The 24,221-nt window shown below is 66.2% G+C and carries 21 protein-coding genes; 9 read left to right on the forward strand and 12 right to left on the reverse strand.

Features of this window, described 5'->3' with window-relative positions:
- Positions 1-50 precede the first annotated feature (50 nt).
- Positions 51-1,241: a glycosyltransferase family 2 protein gene (locus KTC28_RS00665; protein ID WP_255602156.1), complete on the forward strand. Its 1,191-nt coding sequence runs from the start codon at positions 51-53 to the stop codon at positions 1,239-1,241.
- Here the strand turns inward: KTC28_RS00665 and fdhD are convergent.
- The gene (gene fdhD, locus KTC28_RS00670; protein ID WP_216708932.1) at positions 1,238-2,029 is read right to left on the reverse strand and encodes a formate dehydrogenase accessory sulfurtransferase FdhD; all 792 of its coding nucleotides are present in this window, start codon (positions 2,027-2,029) and stop codon (positions 1,238-1,240) included. The genes KTC28_RS00665 and fdhD overlap by 4 nt on opposite strands.
- Before the next feature lie 72 nt (positions 2,030-2,101).
- Between fdhD and KTC28_RS00675 the strand changes: the two genes are divergently transcribed.
- From KTC28_RS00675 to KTC28_RS00685, 3 genes are all read left to right on the forward strand, one after another.
- Positions 2,102-4,366 (forward strand): FdhF/YdeP family oxidoreductase, encoded by a 2,265-nt coding sequence (locus KTC28_RS00675; RefSeq protein WP_216708931.1) that lies wholly within the window; start codon positions 2,102-2,104, stop codon positions 4,364-4,366.
- A 229-nt stretch (positions 4,367-4,595) separates the two neighbouring features.
- Complete coding sequence (locus tag KTC28_RS00680; protein WP_216708930.1) at positions 4,596-5,429, forward strand: DUF2971 domain-containing protein; 834 nt, start codon at positions 4,596-4,598, stop codon at positions 5,427-5,429.
- 463 nt (positions 5,430-5,892) lie between these two features.
- Positions 5,893-7,728: a DUF885 domain-containing protein gene (locus KTC28_RS00685; RefSeq protein WP_216708929.1), complete on the forward strand. Its 1,836-nt coding sequence runs from the start codon at positions 5,893-5,895 to the stop codon at positions 7,726-7,728.
- A gap of 17 nt (positions 7,729-7,745) precedes the next feature.
- On the opposite strand, the gene KTC28_RS00690 is transcribed toward KTC28_RS00685, so the two are convergent.
- The 5 genes from KTC28_RS00690 to KTC28_RS00710 all read right to left on the reverse strand — a co-directional run bounded on the left by KTC28_RS00690 (position 7,746) and on the right by KTC28_RS00710 (position 11,984).
- Positions 7,746-8,153, reverse strand: a complete 408-nt coding sequence (locus KTC28_RS00690; RefSeq protein ID WP_216708928.1) for a peroxidase family protein — start codon at positions 8,151-8,153, stop codon at positions 7,746-7,748.
- Positions 8,154-8,156: 3 nt separating this feature from the next.
- Positions 8,157-8,867 (reverse strand): peroxidase family protein, encoded by a 711-nt coding sequence (locus tag KTC28_RS00695; protein WP_216709333.1) that lies wholly within the window; start codon positions 8,865-8,867, stop codon positions 8,157-8,159.
- Positions 8,773-9,318 carry a peroxidase family protein gene (locus tag KTC28_RS00700; protein ID WP_216708927.1) on the reverse strand — a complete coding sequence of 182 codons (546 nt, stop codon included), beginning with the start codon at positions 9,316-9,318 and terminating at the stop codon, positions 8,773-8,775. Before KTC28_RS00700 ends, KTC28_RS00695 begins: the two co-directional genes overlap by 95 nt.
- Before the next feature lie 255 nt (positions 9,319-9,573).
- On the reverse strand, positions 9,574-10,524 hold the full coding sequence (locus tag KTC28_RS00705) for an NAD(P)-dependent oxidoreductase (protein ID WP_216708926.1): 951 nt from the start codon (positions 10,522-10,524) through the stop codon (positions 9,574-9,576).
- A complete protein-coding gene (locus tag KTC28_RS00710) occupies positions 10,521-11,984 on the reverse strand; it encodes an aldehyde dehydrogenase family protein (RefSeq protein ID WP_216708925.1) in 1,464 nt (487 codons plus the stop codon). The genes KTC28_RS00705 and KTC28_RS00710 overlap by 4 nt, the downstream gene beginning before the upstream one ends.
- A gap of 109 nt (positions 11,985-12,093) precedes the next feature.
- Between KTC28_RS00710 and KTC28_RS00715 the strand changes: the two genes are divergently transcribed.
- Positions 12,094-12,402 carry a hypothetical protein gene (locus KTC28_RS00715; protein ID WP_216708924.1) on the forward strand — a complete coding sequence of 103 codons (309 nt, stop codon included), beginning with the start codon at positions 12,094-12,096 and terminating at the stop codon, positions 12,400-12,402.
- A 6-nt stretch (positions 12,403-12,408) separates the two neighbouring features.
- On the opposite strand, the gene KTC28_RS00720 is transcribed toward KTC28_RS00715, so the two are convergent.
- Together KTC28_RS00720 and KTC28_RS00725 are read right to left on the reverse strand one after the other, a co-directional pair.
- Entirely contained in the window at positions 12,409-12,834 is a 426-nt protein-coding gene (locus tag KTC28_RS00720; protein ID WP_216708923.1) for a CoA-binding protein, read from the reverse strand.
- Between the two features lie 17 nt (positions 12,835-12,851).
- The gene (locus tag KTC28_RS00725) at positions 12,852-13,886 is read right to left on the reverse strand and encodes an Mrp/NBP35 family ATP-binding protein (RefSeq protein ID WP_255602157.1); all 1,035 of its coding nucleotides are present in this window, start codon (positions 13,884-13,886) and stop codon (positions 12,852-12,854) included.
- 119 nt (positions 13,887-14,005) lie between these two features.
- On the opposite strand from KTC28_RS00725, the gene hflK reads away from it, so the two are divergent.
- The 3 genes from hflK (at position 14,006) to KTC28_RS00740 (ending at position 17,669) form a co-directional block, all read left to right on the forward strand.
- Positions 14,006-15,118 (forward strand): FtsH protease activity modulator HflK, encoded by a 1,113-nt coding sequence (hflK, locus tag KTC28_RS00730; protein ID WP_216708921.1) that lies wholly within the window; start codon positions 14,006-14,008, stop codon positions 15,116-15,118.
- Between the two features lies 1 nt (position 15,119).
- A complete protein-coding gene (gene hflC, locus KTC28_RS00735) occupies positions 15,120-15,962 on the forward strand; it encodes a protease modulator HflC (RefSeq protein WP_216708920.1) in 843 nt (280 codons plus the stop codon).
- Between the two features lie 183 nt (positions 15,963-16,145).
- Positions 16,146-17,669 (forward strand): Do family serine endopeptidase, encoded by a 1,524-nt coding sequence (locus KTC28_RS00740; RefSeq protein ID WP_370647551.1) that lies wholly within the window; start codon positions 16,146-16,148, stop codon positions 17,667-17,669.
- A 560-nt stretch (positions 17,670-18,229) separates the two neighbouring features.
- On the opposite strand, the gene KTC28_RS00745 is transcribed toward KTC28_RS00740, so the two are convergent.
- Complete coding sequence (locus tag KTC28_RS00745; protein WP_216708918.1) at positions 18,230-18,640, reverse strand: hypothetical protein; 411 nt, start codon at positions 18,638-18,640, stop codon at positions 18,230-18,232.
- 94 nt (positions 18,641-18,734) lie between these two features.
- Here KTC28_RS00745 and KTC28_RS00750 point away from each other — a divergent pair, with 94 nt between their 5' ends.
- Positions 18,735-20,288, forward strand: a complete 1,554-nt coding sequence (locus KTC28_RS00750; RefSeq protein WP_216708917.1) for a helicase HerA-like domain-containing protein — start codon at positions 18,735-18,737, stop codon at positions 20,286-20,288.
- 23 nt (positions 20,289-20,311) lie between these two features.
- Here KTC28_RS00750 and KTC28_RS00755 read toward each other — a convergent pair whose 3' ends face one another.
- Genes KTC28_RS00755 through ileS form a run of 3 tightly spaced genes read right to left on the reverse strand, consistent with a single transcriptional unit; the run spans position 20,312 to position 24,086 of the window.
- Positions 20,312-20,743 (reverse strand): DUF3035 domain-containing protein, encoded by a 432-nt coding sequence (locus tag KTC28_RS00755; RefSeq protein WP_226896199.1) that lies wholly within the window; start codon positions 20,741-20,743, stop codon positions 20,312-20,314.
- A gap of 11 nt (positions 20,744-20,754) precedes the next feature.
- Positions 20,755-21,231 (reverse strand): signal peptidase II, encoded by a 477-nt coding sequence (lspA, locus tag KTC28_RS00760; RefSeq protein ID WP_216708916.1) that lies wholly within the window; start codon positions 21,229-21,231, stop codon positions 20,755-20,757.
- Positions 21,228-24,086: an isoleucine--tRNA ligase gene (gene ileS, locus KTC28_RS00765; RefSeq protein WP_216708915.1), complete on the reverse strand. Its 2,859-nt coding sequence runs from the start codon at positions 24,084-24,086 to the stop codon at positions 21,228-21,230. Before ileS ends, lspA begins: the two co-directional genes overlap by 4 nt.
- Between the last annotated feature and the right edge of the window lie 135 nt (positions 24,087-24,221).

Here is a 24,221-nt window from a genome sequence, read left to right on the forward strand (position 1 = left end):
TGCAGCATCGCCTGTGGCACCGGATCGCCGGGGTGCGGTGGAGAGACGCAGTGGCAAGCGACATCATGGTCGAGACGCGGCCGCAAGCGGTTGCCGCGAACGACATCGAGCTATCGATCGTGATGCCGTGCCTCAACGAGGCCGAGACGCTCGCGATCTGCATCGAGAAGGCGAACCGGTTTTTGGCGACGAGCGGCGTCGCGGGCGAGGTCGTCATCGCCGACAACGGCTCGACCGACGGCAGCCAGGACATTGCGCGGAGTTTGGGCGCACGCGTCGTCGACGTGCCGGCGCGGGGATACGGCGCAGCCCTGCAGGCGGGCATCATCGCCAGCCACGGGCGCTTTGTCGCGATGGGCGATTCGGACGACAGTTATGATTTCGAGGGGCTGATGCCGTTCGTGCTCAAGCTCCGCGAGGGCTATGAGCTCGTCATGGGCAACCGCTTCCAGGGCGGGATCAAGCCCGGCGCGATGCCGCCGCTCCACCGCTACCTCGGCAACCCGGTGCTGAGCTTTGCCGGGCGCCTGTTCTACGACGCGCCGATCGGCGACTTCCACTGCGGCCTGCGCGCGTTCCGCCGCGACAGCATCATGGCGCTCGGGCTGCGCACGACGGGCATGGAGTTTGCCTCCGAGATGGTCGTCAAGGCGACGCTCGCGCACATCCGCATGGCCGAGGTGCCGACGACGCTGTCGCCCGACGGCCGCTCGCGGCCGCCGCACCTGCGCAGCTGGCGCGACGGCTGGCGGCACCTCAAGTTCCTGCTGACCTTCGCGCCGAAGTGGCTGTTCTTCTACCCCGGCGCGGCGCTCGCCGGGATCGGGCTCGTCCTGCTGATCGCGCTGCTGCCCGGCAGCCTGCGCCTCGGCAGCGTCACGCTCGGCGTTCACACCCTGTTGTTCGCCGCCGCTGGCGTCATCATCGGCGCGCAGTTGATGAGCTTCGCCGTCGTCGCGCGGCTGTTCGGGGTACGCGAGCGGTTGTGGCCGACGTCGCCGCGGATCGAGCTCGCGCGCACATGGTTCTCGATCGACCGGACGTGCGTTGCGGGCGCGATCATGCTCCTCGCGGGCATCGTCATCGCTGCAGTCGCACTCGGCGGCTGGGCCGGGACCGGGTTCCGCGACATGAACGTCGAAGGCACGATGCGCCTCGCGATCCCCTCGGTCCTGCTCTGCGCGCTCGGTGTTCAGGCGCTGGTCACAGGGTTCTTTACCGCGCTGCTGACGAGCGACTAGCCGTCCCACGCGATCCGGTCGGGGTGGCTGAACACCTCGAACCCGTCGGCACGCGCGACCGCGACGAGCGTTAGCCCCGCCGCCTCCGCCATTTCGACCGCGAGGCGCGTCGGAGCCGATACCGCGACGACGATCGTCACGCCCAGCATCGCCGCCTTCTGGACCATCTCGAGCGAAACCCGGCTCGTCAGCAGCAACATCGCCTCACTCGACCCGGTCCCCGCGCGGATCACCGCCCCGGCAAGCTTGTCGAGCGCATTGTGCCGCCCGACGTCCTCGCGCACGAGCAGCGGCGCGCCCCGCCGCCACAGCGCCGCGCCGTGGACCGCACGCGTCGCTTGCCCCAGTGGCTGCGCGGCGCTCAGCCCCGTCATCGCCGCGACGATCTCGGCGGGCGTCGGGCGTGGTCCCGCGCCGCTCACCCGCCGCGGCGCACGCGACGCCGCATCGAGGCTCTCGATCCCGCACAGTCCGCACCCGGTCGGCCCGGTCATCGCCCGCCGCCGGTCGGCGAGCCGCGCAGCGCGCTCGTCGTCGAGCCACAGCCGCGCCTCGATCCCGCTGGCGTGCGCGACGATCTCGACCTCTCCTGCCGCCGTGTCGACGATGCCCTCGGTGACGAGGAAGCCGGTGGCGAAGTCGGCGAGGTCGGCAGGGGTCGCGAGCATCACCGCCAGCGTCGAGCCGTTGACGACGATCGCGACCGGGCACTCGGCGGCGAGTGTCCGCATTCCGTCGCCCCGCGCCCCGTCGCGCCACTGCACCCGCGACACCGCGTCTGCCGCCATGCTTTGCCCATTGTCCATCGAACCGGCATAGTCTGACCGCGTTGCACGTCCAGCCTTCCGATCGGACCATGAATGACCAGCAAGCCCGACTTCACCCCCTACGCCGGTCCCGCCGGCGGCTGGGGATCGCTGCGCTCGGTCGCTGAAATCCTCCCCCGCGAAGGCAATGTCGTCAATGTTTCGCGTGAGTTGCTCCGCCAGAACAAGACCGACGGCTTCGCCTGCGTCTCGTGCGCCTGGGCCAAACCGGCGAACGCCCACCCCGCCGAATTCTGCGAGAACGGCGCCAAGGCGACCGCGTGGGAGCTGACCAGCCACCGCGCCGACGGCAAGTTCTTCACCGGGCACAAGGTTGCCGACCTGCTCGGCTGGCGCGACTACGACCTCGAACAACAGGGCCGCCTGACCGAGCCGCTGCGCTATCACGCCGCGAGCGACCGCTATCTGCCGATCCCCTGGGCGACCGCCTTCGCCGAGATCGGGGCCGAGCTCAACATGCTCGATCCGCAGTCGGTGGTGTTCTACGCGAGCGGCCGCGCCAGCCTCGAGACGTCGTATATGTACGGCCTGCTCGCGCGGATGTACGGCAACAACAACCTCCCCGACAGTTCGAACATGTGCCACGAGACGACGTCGGTCGCGTTGAAGACGCGGATCGGGGTGCCGGTCGGCACGACCAAGCTCGAGGATTTCGAGCATTGCGACGCGATCTTCTTCTTCGGCCAGAACGTCGGGTCGAACGCGCCGCGCCTGCTCCATCCGCTGCGCAGCGCGGTCAAACGCGGTTGCACGGTCGTCACCTTCAACCCGCTCGTCGAGCGCGGCCTCGAACGCTTCACCGACCCGCAGAACCCATTCGAGATGGCGACGCGCGGCGAGACGCGGATTTCGGCGCAATATCATCAAGTTCGCGCCGGCGGCGACATCGCCGTGCTGATGGGCATGTGCAAATACACGATCGAGGCCGACGACCGCACCGGCGATGTCCTCGACCACGAATTCATCGCCGAGCATTGCCACGGCTTCGACGACTTCGCCGCCGCCGCGCGCGCAACGACATGGGAATCAATCGAGGCGGCATCGGGCCTCCCCGCCGACGACATCCGCGCCGCCGCCGAAGTCTATGCCAGCGCCAAGCGTGTCATCGGCATCTACGGCATGGGGCTGACCCAGCACGTCCACGGCATCGAGAATGTCGAGATGATCGTCAACCTGCTGTTGTTGCGCGGCAACATCGGCCGCGAGGGCGCGGGCGTCTGCCCGGTCCGCGGTCACAGCAACGTCCAAGGCCAGCGTACCGTCGGCATCAGCGAGAAGCCCGAGCTCGTGCCCCTCGACAAGCTCAAGACGCAGTTCGGCTTCGAACCCCCGCGGATGAAGGGGCTCAACACCGTCGAGGCGTGCGAGGGCGTCGTCGACGGCTCGGTCAAGGCGTTCATCGGGCTCGGCGGCAACTTCCTCCGCGCCGTCCCCGACAGCGGGCAGGTCGAGCCGGCGTGGCGCAAGCAGCGGCTGACGGTCCATATCGCGACCAAGCTCAACCGCGGGCACCTCGTCCCCGGCGAGGTCAGCTACATCCTGCCGTGCCTCGGGCGGACCGAGAAGGACGTCCAGGCGACCGGGCCGCAGTCGGTGTCGGTCGAGGATTCGACGAGCTGCATCCACGGCTCGGTCGGCGAGCGCGAACCGGCGTCGCCGCACCTGCTGTCCGAAGCCGCGATCGTCGCCGGGATCGCCGAGGCGACGCTGACGCCGAACCCCAAGCTGCCGTGGGCCGAATGGGTCGGCGACTATAGCAAAGTCCGCGACGCGATCGCCGAGACCTACCCGCATTTCTTCGCCGATTTCAACGCGAAGCTGTTCACCCCCGGCGGCTTCTACAAGGGCAACAAGGCGCGCGACCAGCACTTCGAAACCGCCAGCGGCAAGGCCGAGTTCGCCGTCCCGAAGATGCTCGACGCCGCCGGTTTTGCCGACGCGCCGGGGCTGATGCGGTTGATCACGCTCCGCTCGAACGACCAGTTCAACACCACAGTCTACGGCTATTACGACCGCTTCCGCGGCGTCAAAGGCACCCGCGACGTGCTGTTCATCTCCCCCGCCGACATGGCGGTCCACGGGCTGAACGAAGGCGACATCGTCGGCCTCCGCACCGAGTACGGCGACGGCGTCGAGCGGCGGCTGGGCGGCCTGCGGGTTACGCCCTACTCGCTCCCCACGGGGTGCATCGGGACGTATTACCCTGAGGCGAACGTGTTGATCCCGCTCGCGCACCATGCCGAGCAGAGCTTCGTGCTGGCGGCGAAATCGGTGCCGGTGCGGATCGAGCGGGAGTAAACACGCTCAGTTGTATCATCATGTCCACCAGAGCGTCGCGCAGAAGCTAACTCTGCGCTGGTGCGGGTGAGCAAGCACAGTGGACCGATAATCGAAACTTGATCAGCGACGTCCTGCTGTGAATGCGCGGAGCCACTAGACTGCGTTATGGTAATTTCCGCCTGGCGGCTCTACAAAGTCGAATGAATTTCATCTATCGTAAGTCAGCTATGCCCACTTGTGCAATTTGATGACCGACGAGGATTTATCTCTAGCTCGCATCTTTTTGCCACATGCGGTGCGACAGATTGAACGGGTGCGCTCGAACCGATGTCGATTTGCGCACTATACGTCAGCAGAGACGGGTCAGAAAATACTGCGCTCGCAGCGAGTTTTGCTTCGCAATTCCACTCTAATGAACGATTTTTCGGAAATTCGCCATGGATGGAACTGCCTTCAGGCTGCGTATAACGGCCCTTTAGGGGTCCGGCTGCAAGAAGCAATACGGGCGGTCCAGCCTGATCTACCCGAAATTCTACAGAGTGATTTCAACGCCCAAATCTATGATGTGATGGGCGAAACATACTTGATGTCGGTTTGCGAGCACGGCGAGCCAACTGGAGAAGTATACGGAGACGGACACGAGGACAAATTTGGCCGCTTATCGATGTGGCGTGCTTACGCTCCAAAAAACGGCGTGGCATTTATCATGAACCACGATGCATTTCTTTGCGAAACTAATGCCCTAGGCGCCTTCACCAGCCCGGTAGCATATGCGATGCCAGACGATTTCCAGCCGGCATTCGAAGAAGTTGTCCTAGCCGTTGAGAAGAATATTGAGACACTAAAGCCTCTAGGCGGCAAGTTTGTCTATGAAGCACTAATGAACGCTTTCCGATTTGCTGTGCAATCGACTAAGCACCCGGCATTTAGAGAAGAACGCGAGTGGAGGATAATCTATTCGCCATTGCTACTCAGTAAGACTGGCGCGTTAACTGATCAGCAAATGGCAAGAATCCCTTCGGAAATCATGTCGCTAGGCGGCGTTCCTCAGAGGACATATGCTATTCCGTTCGTAGATTAACCCGATGAAGGCTTCATTGGCGCTACGGTTGCAGCGCTTATCGACCGCATATTGATCGGACCTTCTCAGGACAGCTATGCTATTCAGCGCGCCTTTGTCGGGGAGTTAATGCAGCTCGATGTCCCGAATGCAGAATCGAAAGTGATCATCACGGGAGTGCCGCTTCGTCACTGAAGTCCTTGAGATATTTCTCGGATATCGAAATTGTGCAGCTGACGCTCCTCTCACCAAAACTCTCGTGTAGCGCCCTGAAGTTTTCGCTGTCCTACAGCATCGTCAACGGCATAGGCTCGCGCCCGATGGCCACGAACTGCCCCTTGTCCTCGCGCCTGCCGATCACGGCACCCGCGCGGGGGAAGTGTTTTGGTTCGACGTGGCGTCATGTTCGTCAACTTCCGACCCGATTGCACCAGATGGGCACGCGAATCGCGTCAACCCGCGACCACCGACCAAGGGGATACCGATGCTCGACCGCCGCGCCTTCCTGCTGACCTCCGCCGCTGCGGGGGCGGCGACCGCGCTTCCCGTCGGCGGCGCGCTTGCCGCACCGGCCGCAGCGAGCGCCGCGCCGTCGCCCGAACTCGCGACGCTGTTCGACGCGTTCTTCCAGGAAGGCCTCCGCGAGCGGCCCGAGAGTGCGACGCAGCTGGGGCTCGACAAGGGAGCGAATGCCGATCTCAAGGGTAAGCTGTCCGACGCGTCGGATCCCGGGCGGGCGGCGGACAAGGCGGCGACGCGCGACCAGTTGCGCCGCCTCGCGATGATCGATCGCAACCGGCTGAACCCCGACGACCGGCTGAACTACGACGTCATCAAATACACCCGCGAGTCGAGCGCGGCGGTGCAGGCGTTCGACTTCGGCGGCGGCGGCTATGGCCCCTCGCCGTACGTCGTCAGTCAGCAGACCGGGGCGTATCAGTCGGTGCCCGACTTCCTCGACACCAAGCACCGGATCGACACCGCGGGCGACGCCGACGCGTATCTGTCGCGGCTGTCGGCGTTCGCCACCCAGCTCGACGACCAGACCATGCGGATGAAGCACGATGCCGGGGTCGGGGTGTCGCCGCCGGATTTCCTGCTCGACACGACGCTGACGCAGATGGAAAAACTGCGCGTTCCCGCCAGCGAGGCACTCGTCGTCGCCTCGATCGCGAAGCGCGCGGCGGCGAAGGGCCTCGGTGATCGCTACGCCACCGACGCCGCGAAGATTTACACCGACAAGGTGCTCCCCGCGCTCGACCGGCAGATCGCCGAGGCGAAGGCACTCCGGGTGCACGCGAAGCACGACGCCGGGGTGTGGCAGTTCCCGCAGGGTGCCGAGTTCTATGCCGTCGCGCTCCACAACACGACGACGACCAAATATTCGCCGCAGGAAGTCCACGATATCGGGCTGGCGCAGGCGAAGGAGATCAGCGCGCGGCTCGACGGGCTGCTGGCGAAACAGGGGATGACCAAGGGGACGATCGGCGAGCGGATGGCGGCGCTGTATGCCGACCCTTCGCAGCTGTACCCGAACACCGATGCGGGCAAGGCCGAGGAAATCGCCTATTGCAACAAGCGCTTGGACGAAATCCGCCCGAAGCTGCCGACGGTGTTCAGCCGCATCCCGCAGTATAAGTTCGAGGTCCGCCGCGTGCCCCCCGCGACTGAGGCGGGTGCGGCGTCGGCGTTCAGCCAGTCGCCGCCGCTCGACGGCTCGCGTCCCGGGCTGGTCTATTTCAACCTCCACGACAGCGCCGAATGGCCGAAGTTCTGCCTGTCGACGACGGTGTTCCACGAAGGCCTGCCCGGGCACCAGTTCGAGGGCGGGCTCGCGCTCGGCAACGACAAGCTGCCGCTGATCCGCAAGACGGGCGGGTTCTCAGGGTACGGCGAGGGCTGGGCGCTGTACGCCGAGCAGCTCGCAGACGAGATCGGGATGTACGACGACGACCCGCTCGGACGCCTCGGCTACCTCAAGTTCCAGCTGTTCCGCGCCAACCGCTGCGTCGTCGACACCGGCATCCACCATCTCAAATGGAGCCGCGAGAAGGCGATCGATTATTTCGTCGCGCAGGAAGGCGAGGCGCGCGGCTTCGCCACCCGCGAGGTCGAGCGGTACTGCACCAACCCGGGGCAAGCGTGCAGCTACAAGCTCGGGCACACCGTCTTCACCGGCATCCGCGCCAAGGCGAAGACGGCGATGGGGGCGAAGTTCGACATCAAGGCGTTCCACGACGCGGTGCTCGGCTGCGGGCGAGTGCCGCTCGATATCCTGCAGCGGGTGGGCGACGAGTGGATCGCGGGGGTGCAGACCTGATCCGCACCCCCTGCGCCCTAGTCGTTGAGCGCCGCCGCAATCAGCTCCGCCAACCCGAACTTGCCGTTCCGCATCAGCGCCGCGTCGGGGGTCCAGCGCGGATCCTGGGCGAGGTACGAGCTCGAGTCGGTGAGCAGCAGTCCGACCATCGTCTCGGCGACAATGCGGCCGCCGACTTCGCCGAGCTGGCGGGTGTTGATCGCCTGGTCGCCCTGCGTCGTCGCGACGGTCATCGTCGTCTCGACCGTTTCGGCAAGGATGTAGGTCCACAGCGGGCAGTTGCCGGCGAACGCAGCGTCGAACTGGGTGATGGGCCCGACGGTGTCGGCAGTGTCGCCGGTGAACTTGCCGATAACGATCTCGGCGTCGGTCAGCGGCACGACCCCCATCGCGCGGGCAACCGCCTGCCCGCTCGGCAGCCGCATCCGCTAGCCGCGTTCGAGGTTGCGCAGCGCGAGGATATGCGGGTGGGCGGCGATGTCGCTCGGCAGATGCCCGAGCGGATTCACCAGCGAGGTGTCGATCTTGTACGCCAGCTGCAGGCGCTTTTTATTGCGCGGGTCGGGCAGGTTGTTGGCGTCGCCATAGTCCATCGGCTCGAGGTCGACGAAAAAGCGCCAGTCGATCGCCCATTGCGCCGGGAATTCGTGGAAGCCGCGCAGGTTGGGATGGTTCGAATCGCCGGCGAAGATCGAATGCGACTTCGGCAACGTCTCGTTGAGCTGGTATTCGGGGCGCACCATCGAATGCCCGAAGCGGTACGCCGCTGCCGAGAATTCGAGCGGCATGAACGCCTCGTCGCGGGCGTGATAGAATTTGAGCTTCGGCGGATCGGTGACCGGGTCGGTGCCCGCGGCGAGATGCGGCAGCACCTCGGCGAGGACCGCGGGGGCGATGATCGCCGGCAGGAAGTCGTTGAGCACGACCCATTGGTAATGCCAGCGGACCGCGCGCTGCGTCTCGGCGAAGTCGCCGATCAGCCCCGCCATCCGGTTGTGGAAGCGGAGCATCAGCCCCTGCAGCTGCGAGACGATGACGTTCTCGTCATTGCGCGGATCGCCGATGACGCTTGTTCGGGTGCGGGTTGCTCGCGGTCGGCGACGGGTTGCTTCGCGGCAGGTCCTGCGCCCGGGGATTATGCGCGGCGCCGGTCAGCGGGCGGCCGAGATTGAAGCGCAGCCCGTCGGCATAGAGATACGGCTGGTCGTCGGGACCGCGCCCGTAAAGATTGTCGAGGTCGAAGCGCGGCGTGCGGTAATCGACCAAAGCGTCGGGATCGTTCTGCTTTTGCAGGCTGCTCGCCGGATCGAAGGTCAGGTCGTGGTCGATGAACTGGCCGAAATAAGTATAGGCGGCGGGGATGCCGCCCTCCTCGGGATCGGGGCCGTCGAACGGGCCTTCGTGCTTGGCAAGCATCCCGGCGGCGAGCTTGGTCAGCGCATGGATACTGGTCTGGTCGTCGGGGCCGTAGTCGGCGGCGGGAAGTGCGCGGAACATGCGCCCGAACGGACCGCCGAACAGCACCGAGCTTCGCGACAGATAAGCGCCGCGAACGCCGCCATGCGGACGCGGAATAGGTGCACTTGCCATCGACAGTCTCCCCCGAAACCGGCCGCTAGTGGCCGCACCCAAGTCACTGGTGTGATGGAAAAGCTGACAGACTGTCTCTTGACTGTATAGTGACGAAAGTTCGTAAAAATCGGCGCTTCAAATACTGTGAGGAATCGCAATGACTTGCTTTGCCTGCCGGGACGAGCGCGACCGGCAGTTATTAACAATTTCTTCACCAAATTTGACGGATTCAAGCCGCCGACCCACGCGACTCGCGCTCGCAGACGTCTGAATTCAGTCGAGCTGGTTGATCAGCCGCTCGCCTTTCGCGAACCGCCCGAGATTGTCGGCGAACAGCGCGAAGATGCGCCGCGGCGTCCCCGCCGAACTCCACGAAATATGGTCGGTGATGCGGACGTTCGGCGCGGTCCACAGCGGATCGCCGGGGGGCAGCGGCTCGGGGTCGGTGACGTCGAGCGTCGCGCCGCCGACCTGGCCGCGGTCGAGCGCGGCGGCGAGCGCAGCCTGGTCGATCAGCCCGCCGCGCGCGATGTTGACGATGTGAACGCCGTGCTTGACCTTCGCCAGCGCCGCCGCGCCGATCACCCCGGCGGTCTTGGGCGTCATCGGTGCGGCGAGGACGAGATGGTCGGCGCGCGCGAGCAGTTCGTCGAGCGAAACTAGCGTCATCGCCGGGTCGGGCGCGGCGGCGGTCGACCGGCGATGTGCGATGATCTTCATGCCGAAAACCTGCGCCAGCCGTGCGACCTCGGTACCGATATGCCCAACGCCGAGAAGGCCGAGCGTCTTCCCTTCGAGGCTGCCGAGCGGGTTGGCCATCATGCCGGTCTGGGTGACAGGGGCGTCGCCGGGCCGCGCGAACATCGCGGGCAGGCGCTTCTCGTGCATCAGCATCGCGGTGAGGACATATTCGGCGATCGGCGGGGCTGCGGTCCCGGCGGACGTCGCGACGACCGGCCCGTCGAACATCCAGCGCGGATACCCGTCGGTTCCCGAGGAAGCGATCTGGACGAACTTGATCGATCCCGGCCAGCCTATCGGGCGTGGGGCATTGTGTTCACCGAGGTCGCCGAAATCGGGTGGGGCGAAGATCACGTCGACATCGGTCGGCAGGTTCCAGCGCTGCGCCGGCTCGATCGCCTGTACCGAGGCGACGCCTGGGATCGTTGCGAGCAGCTTGCCGGTCGTTGCCGGGAAGTAATAAGCGACGCGAAAGCCGCTCATGTCGTCGGCTCGAAGGCGCTGTCGCCCTCGCGCCGCCGGATCACCAAATTCCTGATCTCGCTCATGTCTTCCATCGCAAACCTCACCCCTTCGCGCCCCAGCCCCGAGTCCTTGACCCCGCCGTACGGCATGTTGTCGACGCGGTAGCTCGGCACGTCGTTGATCACGACGCCGCCGACTTCGAGGACATCCCACGCCTTCATCATGTTGAACAGGTCGCGGGTGAAGACGCCAGCCTGGAGCCCGAACTTCGAGTCATTGACCTCGGCGAGCGCGTCGTCGAAACGGGTGAACGTCGACAGCATCGCGACCGGGCCGAACGCCTCCTCGCGGTACAGGTCGGTGCCGCGCCCGACGCCTTCGAGCAGTGTCGCCGCGAGCATCGTGCCGTCGCGCCTGCCGCCGCACAGCAAGGTCGCGCCGCGCGCCACCGCGTCGGCGATCCAGCCGTCGAGGCGTTCGGCCTCGACGACGTCGATCATCGGGCCGATGAAAGTGTCTTCATCGAGCGGGTTGCCCGCAACGAGCGCCGTCGTCAGCCCGACGAGCTTGTCACGGAACGCGGTGTAGACGTCGGCGTGGACGATGATCCGCTGGACGCCGATGCACGACTGGCCCGACTGGTAGAATGCTCCGAAGACGATGCGCGCGGCGGCGTCGTAGAGATCGGCGTCGCGGTCGACGATCACCGCCGCGTTGCCGCCGAGTTCGAGGACGACCTTCTTCTTCCCCGCGCGCGCCTTGAGGTCCCAGCCGACCCCGGGCGAGCCGGTGAACGACAGCAGTTTGAGCCGGTCGTCGGTGGTGAATAAGTCGGCGCCGTCGCGCTTTGCCGGAAGGATCGAGAAGGCACCGGGAGGCAGGTCGGTCTCGGCGAGCACCTCGCCGATGATGATAGCACCGAGCGGGGTCCGCGACGCCGGCTTGAGGACGAATGGGCAACCGACCGCGAGCGCCGGGGCGACCTTGTGCGCGGCGAGGTTCAAGGGAAAATTGAACGGCGAGATGAACGAGCACGCGCCGATCGGCACGCGCTTCCAGATGCCGAGATAGCCCTTTGCCCGCGCCGAAATGTCGAGCGGCTGGACCTCGCCGGTGATGCGGACCGATTCCTCGGCGGCGATGCGGAAGGTGTCGACCAGTCGCCCGACCTCGCCGCGCGAATCGCGGATCGGCTTCCCCGCCTCGATGCACAAAGCGTAGGCGAGTTCGTCGGCGCGCTCCATGAAGCGCTTGACGCAGTGCATCAGCACCGCCTGCCGCTCGTATGCCGCCATTCCGCGCATCGGCGCTTCGGCGGCGTGCGCGGCAGCGATACCGGCGTCGATCGTCGCGGCGTCGGCGAGCGCGACGCGGGTGGCGATCTTGCCGGTGAACTTGTCGGTCACCGGCAGGTCGGTGTTCGACTGCACCGCCTTATTGGCGAGGTAGAGTGGATATTGGGGGCGCAAGCTAATCATGCGCGCCTCAATGCCTTGCCGCGCGTAAACCATCAACAGGGGGTGCGGCACCGGAACTGTCCCGGTACCGTATCGTTTAGAGGAGTGGATGTTTACGAAGGAGGCAGTAATGCGCCACTTTGGTCTTGTTATTACCTTGGCAATACTTGCCGCTCCGGCTGTCGTGAATGCCGATGTTCGCGGCCCCGAGGGAGATCGCGGTTTCCGCTACGTCTATCCCGCAAGCGCTTCGCCACTGCAGGCGGCACGGCTTTACCACGCCGACCTCAAGGCGTTGGCGAACGAAGCTTCATCGCTGGCAGCGGCCGACGGCGGAACGCTCAGCGAAGACCATCGCACCTATGTCGACACTCGCCGCGCGGTGCTCGACCAGCGCTATGCCGAGGCGATCGGCCAGAGCGCGTCGAGCGACCGCTAAGCGCGGTTAAGTGACCGGCTCGACGCCAAGGCGGGCGAGTTCGATCTTGATGCAGCGGTCCATCACGACCTGAAGGCCGGCGGCCTCGGCGCGAGCGGCAGCTGCTTCGTCGATCACACCGAGTTGCAGCCACACCGCTTTCGCGCCGGCCGCGATCGCCGCATCGACCGCAGCACCGGCCTCGGACGACTTGCGGAAGATATCGACGATGTCGATCGGGTCGCCGAGCTGGTTCAGTTCGCGCCAGATATATTCGCCGTGGACATGTTCGCCGGTGATCATCGGGTTGACCGGCAGGACGCGGTAGCCGTGGTCCTGCATCACCTTCATCACCTGGTTCGACGCGCGGTCGGGCCGGTCGGAAATGCCGACGAGTGCGACTGTCCGTGCGGCGGTCAGCAGGTCGCGAATTGCGGCGTCGGTGGTCAGCATGTTCGGTTCCTTCGCGTTTACAAACCAAGCCCGGCGGCAACCTGTTCCGCCAAGGCCGCGAACGCCTCGGCGAGCGCCCCCTCCCCCGCCGCCGGGGGCTGACCCGCATCCGACGCGGTGCGGATCGCGATGTCGAGCGGGATGCCGCCGAGGAAGGCGATCCCCGCTGCTTCCGCCGCCGCTGCCGCGCCGCCATGCCCGAAGATGTCGGTCCGCACGCCGCACGCCGGGCAGACGAAGCTGCTCATGTTTTCGACCAGCCCGATCACCGGCACCTTGACCTCGCCGAACATCGCGATCGCCCGCCGCGCGTCGATCAGCGCGAGGTCCTGCGGAGTCGAGACGATCACCGCGCCGGTCGGCTTGAGCTTTTGCGCCATCGTCAGCTGGATATCGCCGGTGCCGGGGGGCAGGTCGATGACAAGCGTATCGAGCACCCCCCAGTCGGTCTGCTCGACCATCTGCATCATCGCCGACGCCGCCATCGGCCCGCGCCATATGATTGCCTTGGTCGGATCGGTCATCATTCCCATCGACAGCGCGGTGATACCGTGCGCCGCCGCCGGCTGGAGGCGCTTGCCCTCGAGCTTGCCGCGCCCGGTCAGCCCGAGCAGCGTCGGCACCGACGGCCCGTAGATATCGGCGTCGAGCAGCCCGACCGATAGACCGCGCCGCGCCAGCGCCACGGCAAGGTTCGCCGCGACGGTCGACTTGCCCACCCCGCCCTTGCCGCTCGCGATCGCGACGATCGTGCGGATGCCGGGGACCGGGCCGGTGCGGACGTCCGCCGCCGCCGGGGCGGTGTCGCGCTCGGCGGTCAGGATGATCCGCGCCGCCGTCACTCCCGGCACCCGGCGCACCGCAAGTTCGACCGCGGCATTGAGCCGCTCGGCGACGTCGCGCGCCAAGGCCTCGACCGACAAAACCAGTCCGGCGCTGCCGTCGGCTTTGACGACGACCCCGCTCACCCGACCACTTGCGACGATGTCGCCGCCCCCGCTCGGGTCGGCAATTGCGGCGAGGGCGGTAACAACGGCTTCGCGGTCGGTCACGGCGGGTCCTTCATGGGTCGAATAGGCGCGGTGGTGGATCGGATGCGACCATCTCGCAATCCCGGCGGGGGCTTCGTATATAGGTGCGCAACGATCGTGCAATTTTCGGCGGATACTACATGCCCCTCGCAAGTAATAACGACAGTTCGGGCGGCGGCGGCCCATGGGGCAGCAGCGGCGGAAGCGGCTCGGGCGGCGGCGGCGGCAATAACGGCGGCGGCCCGAAGAGCCCGTGGGGTGAAGGCCCGCCACGGCGCCCGACCCCCGGGCGCGGCCCGACCGGGCGCGGCGACTTCGACGACTTCATCCGCCGCAGCCAGGACAAGTTGCGCGGGTCGATCCCCGGTGGCGGGCGTCAGATCGGCAATATCCCGTGGCTTCTGATCGCCGCGGTCATCCTCGGCATCTGGCTATTCACCACCGCGACCTATCGCATCCAGGCGCAGGAGCGCGGCGTCGTCATGCGCTTCGGCCGCTACGTCGAGACGACCGGGCCGGGCTTCCACTTCAAGCTTCCCGCGCCGATCGACGTTGTCATCAAGCCCAAGGTCGAGCAGGTCAATTCGGTCGATATCGGCGGCAGCGACGGCGCATCCGAAAACCTGATGCTGACCGGCGACCAGAACATCATCGACATCGCTTATGCGGTGCGCTGGAAGATCAAAAATCCCGAGCTGTTCCTGTTCGAGCTCGCCGAGCCCGAGCAGACGATCCGTGAGGTCGCCGAGGCGGCGATGCGCGCCGAAGTCGGCAGCACGACGCTCAACAATGCGATCGGTCCGCAGCGCGCGCAGATCGCCGAGCAGGTCCGCGAGCGGATGCAGGAGCTGCTCGACAGCTACCGCGCCGGGATCGACGTTCGCGGCGTCGACATCAAGCAGGCCGATCCGCCCGCCGCGGTCGACGAGGCGTTCAAGGACGTGTCGGCGGCGCAGCAGGACGCGCAACAGGCGATCAATCAGTCGAAGGGCTATGCCCAGCAGCTCCTCGCGGTCGCGCAAGGGTCAGCGGCGCAGTTCGACGCGGTCTACGCCCAGTATCGCCTCGCGCCCGAAGTGACGCGCAAGCGCATCTACCTCGAGACAATGGAGAGCGTGCTGTCGAAGATCGACAAGACCGTCGTCGAGCCGGGCAATTTCCAGACGTACCTGCCGCTCGCCGAGATCCAGCGCCGGGCGCGTACGACTGTTGCCCCGGCCGCCCTCCCCGCTCCCACCGCGCAGGCGAAGTAAGATGGCCCTGACACGCAATCCCATCACGTGGCTCGTGCTGCTGTTTGCGCTGCTGATCCTTGCCAGCGCGACGCTTTACACCGTTCCCGAGACCAAGCAGGCTATCGTCCTGCGCCTTGGCAAGCCCGAGCGGATCGTCAACGCCTACGATCCGAAAGCGAAGTTCGGCGACACCGATGCCGGGCTCGTCGCGAAGGTGCCGTTCATCGAGAACGTCGTCTACATCGACAAGCGCGTTCTTGACCTCGACATGCCGCAGCAGACGGTGCTGTCGACCGATCAGCTGCGGCTGGTGGTTGATGCCTTCGCACGCTTCCGCATCGTCAACCCGCAGCGGATGTACCAGACCGTCGGAACCGAGGATAACGTCAAGGAAGCGCTCGCGCGCATCCTCGCCTCGCGCCTCCGCAACGAGCTTGGCCGCCAGCGCTTCGACGCGCTGCTGTCGCCCGAACGGACGACGCTGATGGAGGATATCCGCAACAGCGTGAACCGCCAGGCGGCGCAGTATGGCGCCGAAATCCTCGACGTCCGGATCAAGCGCGCCGACCTGCCGACAGGCGCACCGCTCGAGTCGGCGTTCACCCGGATGCGGTCGGCCCGCGCCCAGGAAGCGCTGACGATCCGCGCGCAGGGCAACAAGCAGGCGCAGCTCGTTCGCGCCGATGCCGATGCCAACGCCGCGCGAATTTATGCCGAAAGCTTCGGCAAGGATCCGGATTTCTACGCGTTCTACCGGTCGATGCAGGCGTATCGTGAAACCTTTAAGGACGGCTCGTCGAATGTCATCCTGTCGCCCAACAATGAATTCCTCCGCGAATTCGAAGGACGCCAGAAAAAGTGACGCGACGAAAATGAACGCCAGATAACAATCTTTCGACCTATTGTTTTTTGCTTGCGTGTTGCCGAAATGCATCTATCCCGCTGTTAGCCCGCCGTGACGGGTCATAGGAGAAACCGCCCCGTGCGTATCGTTCGCAGTGTCATTCCCGCGCTTGTTCTCGTTGGCGGTGCCGTCGCGGTGCTGATGCCCGCCGGTGCGCAAATCGCCACGCCTCCCGCCGCAGCGCCTCCCGCGCAGAATGCGGTTCCCGCGAACGTCGCCGGTCCGATGGATGCGCCGCGCAGCTTCGCCGACCTCACCGCGCGGCTCGCCCCCGCCGTTGTCAACGTCTCGACGACGCAGAAGGTCGAAGTCGGCAAGTTCTCGCGCGGCGGCCAGGGCGGCAGCGCGCCGAACAGCCTCGAGGACCTGTTCAAGCGATTTCAGGAGCAGCAGGGCAACGATGGCGAGCCGGTAACGCGCGAGGCGACCTCGCTCGGCTCGGGCTTCCTCGTCGATCCGACTGGCTACATCGTCACCAACAACCACGTCATCTCGGGCGGCGGCACCGACGGCAAGCTGCCGGTCGAGACGATCACCGTGACGCTCGCCGACCGCACCGAATACAAGGCGCGCGTTGTCGGCCGTGACACGCTGTCGGACCTCGCGTTGCTCAAGATCGACGGCAAGAACCTGCCGTACGTCAAGTTCGGCAACAGCCAGACGGTCCGCGTCGGTGACTGGGCGATCGCGATCGGCAACCCGTTCGGGCTTGGCGGCACCGTCACCCACGGCATCATCTCGGCGCTCCACCGCAACATCCAGTCGGGGCAATACGACCGCTATCTCCAGACCGATGCCCCGATCAACCAGGGCAATTCGGGCGGACCGCTGTTCGACATCCAAGGCAATGTCATCGGCATCAACACCGCGATTTTCTCGACCAGCGGCGGTAACGTCGGCCTCGGCTTCGCGATTCCCGCCGAGCAGGCACGTCCGGTCATCGAGCAGTTGATGGCGGGCAAGGGCGTCAAGCGCGGCTATCTCGGCGTTCAGATCCAGCCGGTCGATGCCGGCATCGCTGCCGGGCTCGGATTGCCGAAGGATCATGGCGAGATCGTCGCCTCGGTCGAGCCGGCCGGTCCCGCCGCCAAGGCCGGGATCAAGCAGGGCGACGTCGTCGTCAAGGTCGCCGGGCAGGACGTCACCTTCGACAACACGCTGAGCTATATCGTCGCGAACACGACGCCGGGCAGCACCGTGCCGGTCGGTATCATCCGGGGCGGCAAGCAGATCGTGCTTCAGGCGACCGTGATCCAGCGCCCGGTCGAATCGGTTCTCCGTGGCACGACCGACACGCCCGACGACAGCGATAACCCGGCGACCCCGCCGCAGGCCCCCGGCGCCGAGGCCGCGCGCCAGAGCCTCGGCATCACGCTGACGCCGCTGACCCCGCAGGTCCGCAGCGAACTCAAGCTCGGCGCCGCCGTGTCGGGCGTGGTCATCGCCGCGATCGATCCGAACAGCGACGCCGCGTCGAACGGCCTGCAGCGCGGCGACGTCATCCTGTCGATCAACCAGATGCCGACCCCGACTCCGTCGGCAGCGGCGACGGCAGTCGGCGAGGCCCGCAAGGCCGGCCGCGACACCGTGCTGATGTTCGTCCAGCGCGGGACCACCCCGCCGCGCTACATCGGCATCAAGCTCGAAACGCCGAAGGGCAAGTAGCCGTCGTCTTAGCTGTCCTACAGGGTAGCGGATGAAGTAAGATGCGGGCGTCGCCGGAGTGCCGGTGACGCCCGCTCTTTCTCATCGTCGGCTCATCCTGCTCATCGCCGCCGCGAAGCTGTTTCCGCATGGCAGCGCAATTGCGCAAAACCCGGTCGTTGTGTGGATTTGTGTAACCTTCCGCGCGACGTCAGCTTTAAAAACCCGGTCGTTCCGTGGACTTGTGTAACCTTCCATCGGTGCGCGAGAGGCCTAGTCCTTCTGTGCCTCGCGTTACCCCGGCGAAGGCCGGGGTCCAACTATCCCGCAACGCGAAGTTCGGTGCTTGCACGACAATGGGCCCCGGCCGTCGCCGGGGTGACGGCATGGAGCGCAGTGTTTCGCGTCGGAAGTCTGCGGAAACCCGGGCGCGTCGACTTGTGTGACCTACGGCCCAACCCGCCTGCGAAAACCCGGTCGTTCAGTGGACTTGTGTAACCTTCCACGCGACGTGACCGCGAAAACCCGGTCGTTTCGTGGACTTGTGTAACCTTCCGCGCGACGCGATACCGACCCCCGCTCTACTTCGCCACGATGCTCGCCCCCTTCGGCAGGCAAAAGCGCTCCTCGCTGTCGATCGTCGCGTTCGCCTTGTACTTCGTGACATAGGCGTCCCACGCGGCGTCGTGCTTGGGGTCCTGCTGGCCGCCATAGACGTGGAACGTCACGTACTTGCGCGACGACGGCTGCATCGCCCCGCGGATGCCGACGATCGCCGGGGAGGTAACGAAGCTGTCGTTCTTGAACCCGTGGCTGGCATACCACGCCTTGTGATCCTTGACCGCGTCGAGGAAGCCGGCGGGCGTTCCTGTCGCGGTCAGCACCGATGTCCGCATCGCCACCAGCGTGTCGGCGCCGCACGGCCCGGCGGCGTTCGCTGCGCTCGCGATCATCCCTGCGGCCAGCACCATCGTCGTCAAAAACAGCTTCACCGTCGTATCCCCCAAGTCGTTACGGCGGCAGCTTACCCGGCTTTCGCGCCGCAGCAAGCACCGCTAGGGTCCGTCGACCAAAGAGGGAGCATACATGGCCGACGGAATCTTCATCGGTAAGGGCGAGGAGCATCCGCAATGGCTTGTTCTGCGCCGCGCCAACCGCCACGGGCTGATCGCCGGGGCGACCGGGACCGGCAAGACGGTGACGCTGCAGGGGCTCGCCGAGGGCTTCAGCCGCGACGGCGTGCCGGTGTTCCTTGCCGATGTGAAGGGTGACATCGCCGGGATGGCGATGACCGGAAGCGCCGATGCCGCATGGACCGTCGCGCGGGCGAAGGAGGTCGGCCTCGACGACTATAGGTTCGAGGCAAACCCGGTCGTGTTCTGGGACCTGTTCGGGACGCAGGGCCATCCGGTGCGGACGACGATCACCGAGATGGGGCCGCTGCTCCTCGCGCGGCTGATGAATCTCAACGACACGCAGGAGGGCGTCCTCGCGATCTGCTTCAAATACGCCGACGACAACGGGTTGGCGCTGTTGGACCTCAAGGACTTGCAGGCGATGCTCGCGCACTGCGCCGACAACGCGCAGGAACTTGCAACGAAATACGGCAACGTCACCCGCGCCTCGGTCGGGGCGATCCAGCGCCAGTTGCTTCAGCTCGACAGCCAGGGCGGGAGCAATTTCTTCGGCGAGCCCGCACTCGACATCCACGACATGATCGCGGTCGACGACAATGGCCGCGGGCAGGTCAACATCCTCGCCGCCGACAAATTGATGCAGTCGCCGCAGCTCTATGCGACGTTTTTGTTGTGGCTTCTCAGTGAGTTGTTCACGACTCTCCCCGAAGTCGGCGATCCCGCAAAGCCGACCCTCGTGTTCTTTTTCGACGAGGCGCATTTGCTGTTCGACGACGCCCCCAAGGCGCTGCTCGACAAGATCGAACAGGTCGTCCGGCTCATCCGGTCGAAGGGCTGCGGGGTCTATTTCATCACCCAGAACCCGATCGATGTCCCCGACACCGTCGCTGGCCAGCTCGGCAACCGGGTCCAGCACGCGCTCCGCGCCTTCACCCCGCGCGACCAGGCGGCGGTCAAGGCGGCGGCGACGACGTTCCGGTCGAATCCCAATGTCGACGTCGCCACCGTCATCACCCAGCTCAAGGTCGGCGAGGCGTTGGTGTCGACTCTCGGCGACGACGGCGCGCCGTCCCCCGTCGAACGGACGATGATCGCCCCGCCCCGCTCGCGCGTCGGCCCAATCACCCCTGCAGAACGCAAGGTCATGATCGACACCTCGGCGGTCGCGGGCAAGTACGAGACACTGGTCGACCGCGAGAGTGCCTACGAGATCCTCAACGCCAAGTCGGCGGCGGCCCAGGCGGCTGCCGATGCGACGGCGGCGCAGACGGCGCAGGAAAAGGCCGCGGCGATTGCCGCCAAGGCGCAGGCCAAGGCCGATGCCGACCTCGCCCGCGCGAATGCGGTGCAGGCGCGAGTCGCGGCACGCCCGCAGCCGAAGTCATTGGGCGAGAAGATGCTTGAGTCGGCGGCCCGGTCGGCGGCGACGTCGATCAGCCGTCAGGTGGCGGGCAAGCTCGGCGGGCAGCTGCTCCGCGGTATCCTTGGCGGCCTGTTCAAATAGCCGGCCGGCTGATCAGATAGCGCTTAGCCGGTGACCTTGACCTCGGCGACCTTGGCGTTGGCGGTCCCGACCGGGGCCGCCATCAGCTCGCGCAGGAACGCGCCCTTGTTGACCGTCGGGGTTTTCGGGTCACCCGCGTTCGAGCGGACGTTGGGATCGACCTTCGCCGCCCCGGCCTTTTCGAGCAGGTTGATCTCGGCAGGCGACTTCGGCGTGATCTTGACCCCCGGCCCGAACAGCGCCTCGGCGGCGTTGACCTGGGCATCGTCGGCGAGAGCGCGCGGCGCACCCGGCTTCGGCGGCGCCATGCTGAAGTCGGGCGGCACGATCAACGGCGCGGCGCGGCTAATGGCGAACTCGTCGGGCGCATTGCGGTTCGACATCCGGTTCTTGTGGTGCGCGCACCCGGCGAGGGCGACGGCCAGCGTGACGGCGATGATCGGCCAAGACTTCACAGATGATACTCCTAAACCGGTTTCGCCGGCTGCGGCACGAGCGCAGCGCGCACCAACAGCAATATGACGCCGACGGTTATAGCCGCATCGGCGACGTTGAAGACGTAAAAATGATGGTCGTGCCAATAGGCGTGGAAGAAGTCGACGACATAGCCGTAGCGGACCCGGTCGACGATGTTCCCCAGCGCCCCGCCGAGCACCAGCCCGAGCGCGATCGTGTCGGGGCGGCTGGCCTCCCGGGCGATCCACACCGCGACCCCGGCGGCGATCGCCAGCGTCACCCCGACGAGCAGCCACCGCCCGAGATCGCCATCGGCCCGGAACAGCCCCATCGACACGCCGGTGTTCTCGACCCACGTCAGGTCGAAGCCGCGGACAAGCGGAACCACGCCCCTGTCGCGCAGGTCGAGGACCGCGGTCACCCAATATTTGGCGAGCTGGTCGAGGACGAAAACCAGCACCGCGATCGCATAGCCGAGCCGCCTCATCCCACAACCTCGGTGCAGCGGCCGCAAAGCACGGTCTCGGGAACAACGTCGGGCAGGTAGCGGCGGCAACGATCGCACTTGGGCAGGTTGGTCCGCGATGTTGTCACCGCGGCTCCAACGGTCAAATGCGGATCGACTTCGACGGTGACGCCCGCGACGATGCAGAGTTCGGGGAAGTCGACCGAGGCGATCAAGGCGACTTCATCGGGCGAAGCGCGAACGGCGAGGTCGGCCTCAAGGCTGGAACCCAAGGTCTTAGCCTTGCGCTCGGGCTCGATCGCCAGCGTCGCCAGCCCTCGCAGCGCGCGCAGCTGGTCCCATTTCGCACCGAGCGCGTCGTCGCGCCACGCCGAATAATCACCCCATTCCTCGAGATGCACCGACCCAGCGTCCGGAAAGCGCGTCCGCCAGACCTCCTCGGCGGTGAACGCCAGCACCGGCGCGAGCCAGCGGACGAGGGCATGGAACAGCGTGTCGAGCACCGTCCTGCATGCCCGCCGCTTGAGGCTGGCGGGAGCATCGCAGTACAGGCTGTCCTTGCGGACGTCGAAGTAGAACGCCGACAGGTCCTGGTTGGCGAAGGCGTTGAGCGCGGTCATCAGCGGGTTGAAGTCGAAATTGGCGACATGGCGTCGGAGCTCGGTGTCGAGCTCGGCGACGCGGTGGAGGACCCAGCGCTCGAGCTCGGGCATATCGGCGACCGGCACCCGCTCAGCCTCGTCCCAGCCGTCGAGCGCACCAAGCAGGTAGCGAAACGTGTTCCGCAGCTTTCGGTAGACGTCGTTCTGTCCCGAAAGGACCTCCTTGCCGATCTTGACGTCATCGAAATAGGCGGTCGACGCGACCCACAGGCGGAGGATGTCGGCGCCCTGCGCGTCGACGATCTTGAGCGGATCGACGGTGTTGCCAAGCGACTTCGACATCTTCTTGCCGTGCGAATCGAGCGCGAAGCCATGAGTCAGAACCGCTGCATAGGGTGCCCGGCCCCGCGTGCCGGCGCTTTCGAGCAGCGACGACTGGAACCAGCCGCGGTGCTGGTCGGAGCCTTCGACGTACAAGTCGGCGCGGACGCCCTCGCCGTAACGCGCTTCGATGACGAAGGCGTGGGTCGAGCCGCTGTCGAACCAGACGTCGAGGATGTCGTCGATCCGCTCGTAGTGGGCCGGGTCGCGGTCGGGGCCGAGGAACTCGGCGGGGTTGGTCGCCCACCAAGCATCGGCTCCAGCGGCTTCGACGGCAGCGACGATGCGCGCATTTACCGCGTCGTCGCGCAGGTACTCGCCGGTCCGCCGGTCGACGAACAATGTGATCGGCACGCCCCATGCGCGCTGGCGGCTGATCACCCAATCGGGACGTCCCGCGACCATCGCGGTGATACGATTCTGTGCCCGCTCGGGCACCCAGCGGGTCCGCTCGATCGCATCGAGGGCGACTTCGCGGAGAGTTGGCGAGTTGCCCCCGGCACCGCCGCTGCTGCCGGCCTCGACCGTCGTGCGCTGCGGCTCGTCCATCGGGATGAACCATTGCGGGGTAGCGCGGAAGATCAGCTTGGCGTGGCTGCGCCACGAATGCGGGTAGCTGTGCGCGTAATCCGCGCTCGCTGCGACCAGCGCATGCGCCGCGTGGAGGTCGGTGCAGATTGGGCCGTCGGGGGCGTTGAACTTGGCGTTGATGACGCTGCCCTGCCCCGGCAGCCAGCCCCAGTCGGCGCGATACCGCCCGTCGCCCTCGACCGCGAAGACCGGGTCGATGCCGTTCGCCTTGCACAGGTCGAAGTCGTCCTCGCCGTGGTCGGGGGCCATGTGAACGAGCCCAGTCCCGGCGTCGGCGGTGACGAACTCGCCAGCGAGAAACGGGCGCGGACGGGCGAAGAAACCGCCGAGCGCGTGCATCGGGTGGCGGCCGATGGTGCCGGCGAGCCCCGCCCCGTCGAGGGTTGCGACGATCACCGGCGCTTCGGTCCCGAGCAAGGCGCCGAGCCCCGACGGCATCAGCCCCGACCGCGTCCAGAAGTCGTCGAGGAGGCGCGTGGCGACGAGATAGCGGCGGTCGTCCTTGCCCCGGACCAGCGTGTATTCGAGCGTCGGACCGTAGGCGATCGCCTGGTTGACCGGGATCGTCCACGGCGTCGTCGTCCAGATCACCGCATAGGCGCCGACCAGCTCGGGCAACGCTGACTCGACGATCTCGAACGCCACGTCGATCTGCGTGCTGACGATGTCGGCGTATTCGACCTCGGCCTCGGCGAGCGCAGTCTTTTCGACCGGCGACCACATCACCGGCTTGGCCCCGCGATACAATTGCCCCGACGCGGCGAACTTGAGCAACTCGGCAACGATCGTCGCCTCGCTTGCATAGTTCATCGTCAGATACGGGTCGGCCCAGTCGCCCATCACGCCGAGACGCTCGAACTGGCCGCGCTGCGTCGCTACCCAGCCGCTAGCATACGCGCGGCACTCGGCGCGAAATTCGGCAACCAGGACCGCATCCTTGTCGAGTTTCTTCGCGCGATACGCTTCCTCGACCTTCCACTCGATCGGCAGGCCGTGGCAGTCCCAGCCGGGGATATATGGCGCGTCCTTGCCGAGCATCGACTGGCTGCGGACGATCAGATCCTTCAGGACCTTGTTCATCGCATGGCCCATGTGGATGTCGCCATTGGCATACGGCGGGCCGTCGTGGAGGATGAAGCGGGTCTGCCCGGCGCGTTGCGCGCGAAGCTGGCCATAGACGTCCTCCGCCGCCCAGCGCGCGAGCCACGCGGGCTCGGCGGCGCTGAGGCCGGCCTTCATCGGGAAGTCGGTTCGCGGCAGGAAGACCGTGTCGCGATAATCTCTAGCGGGGGAGTCGGACATTGGACCGACCGTTTAACCGTCGCGGTGTCTCGGCGCAATTGCTCGTGCGCGGCGGGGTGTCCGAGGCGAATCCTCGGCGAAGGGCAAAATAGGTCAGCCAAAACGCGTTGTAGTTTGACCTTCACTTTTGCGGCG

The sequence above is a fragment of the Polymorphobacter megasporae genome, assembly GCF_018982885.2.
In the GTDB taxonomy this organism is placed as follows: domain Bacteria; phylum Pseudomonadota; class Alphaproteobacteria; order Sphingomonadales; family Sphingomonadaceae; genus Polymorphobacter_B; species Polymorphobacter_B megasporae.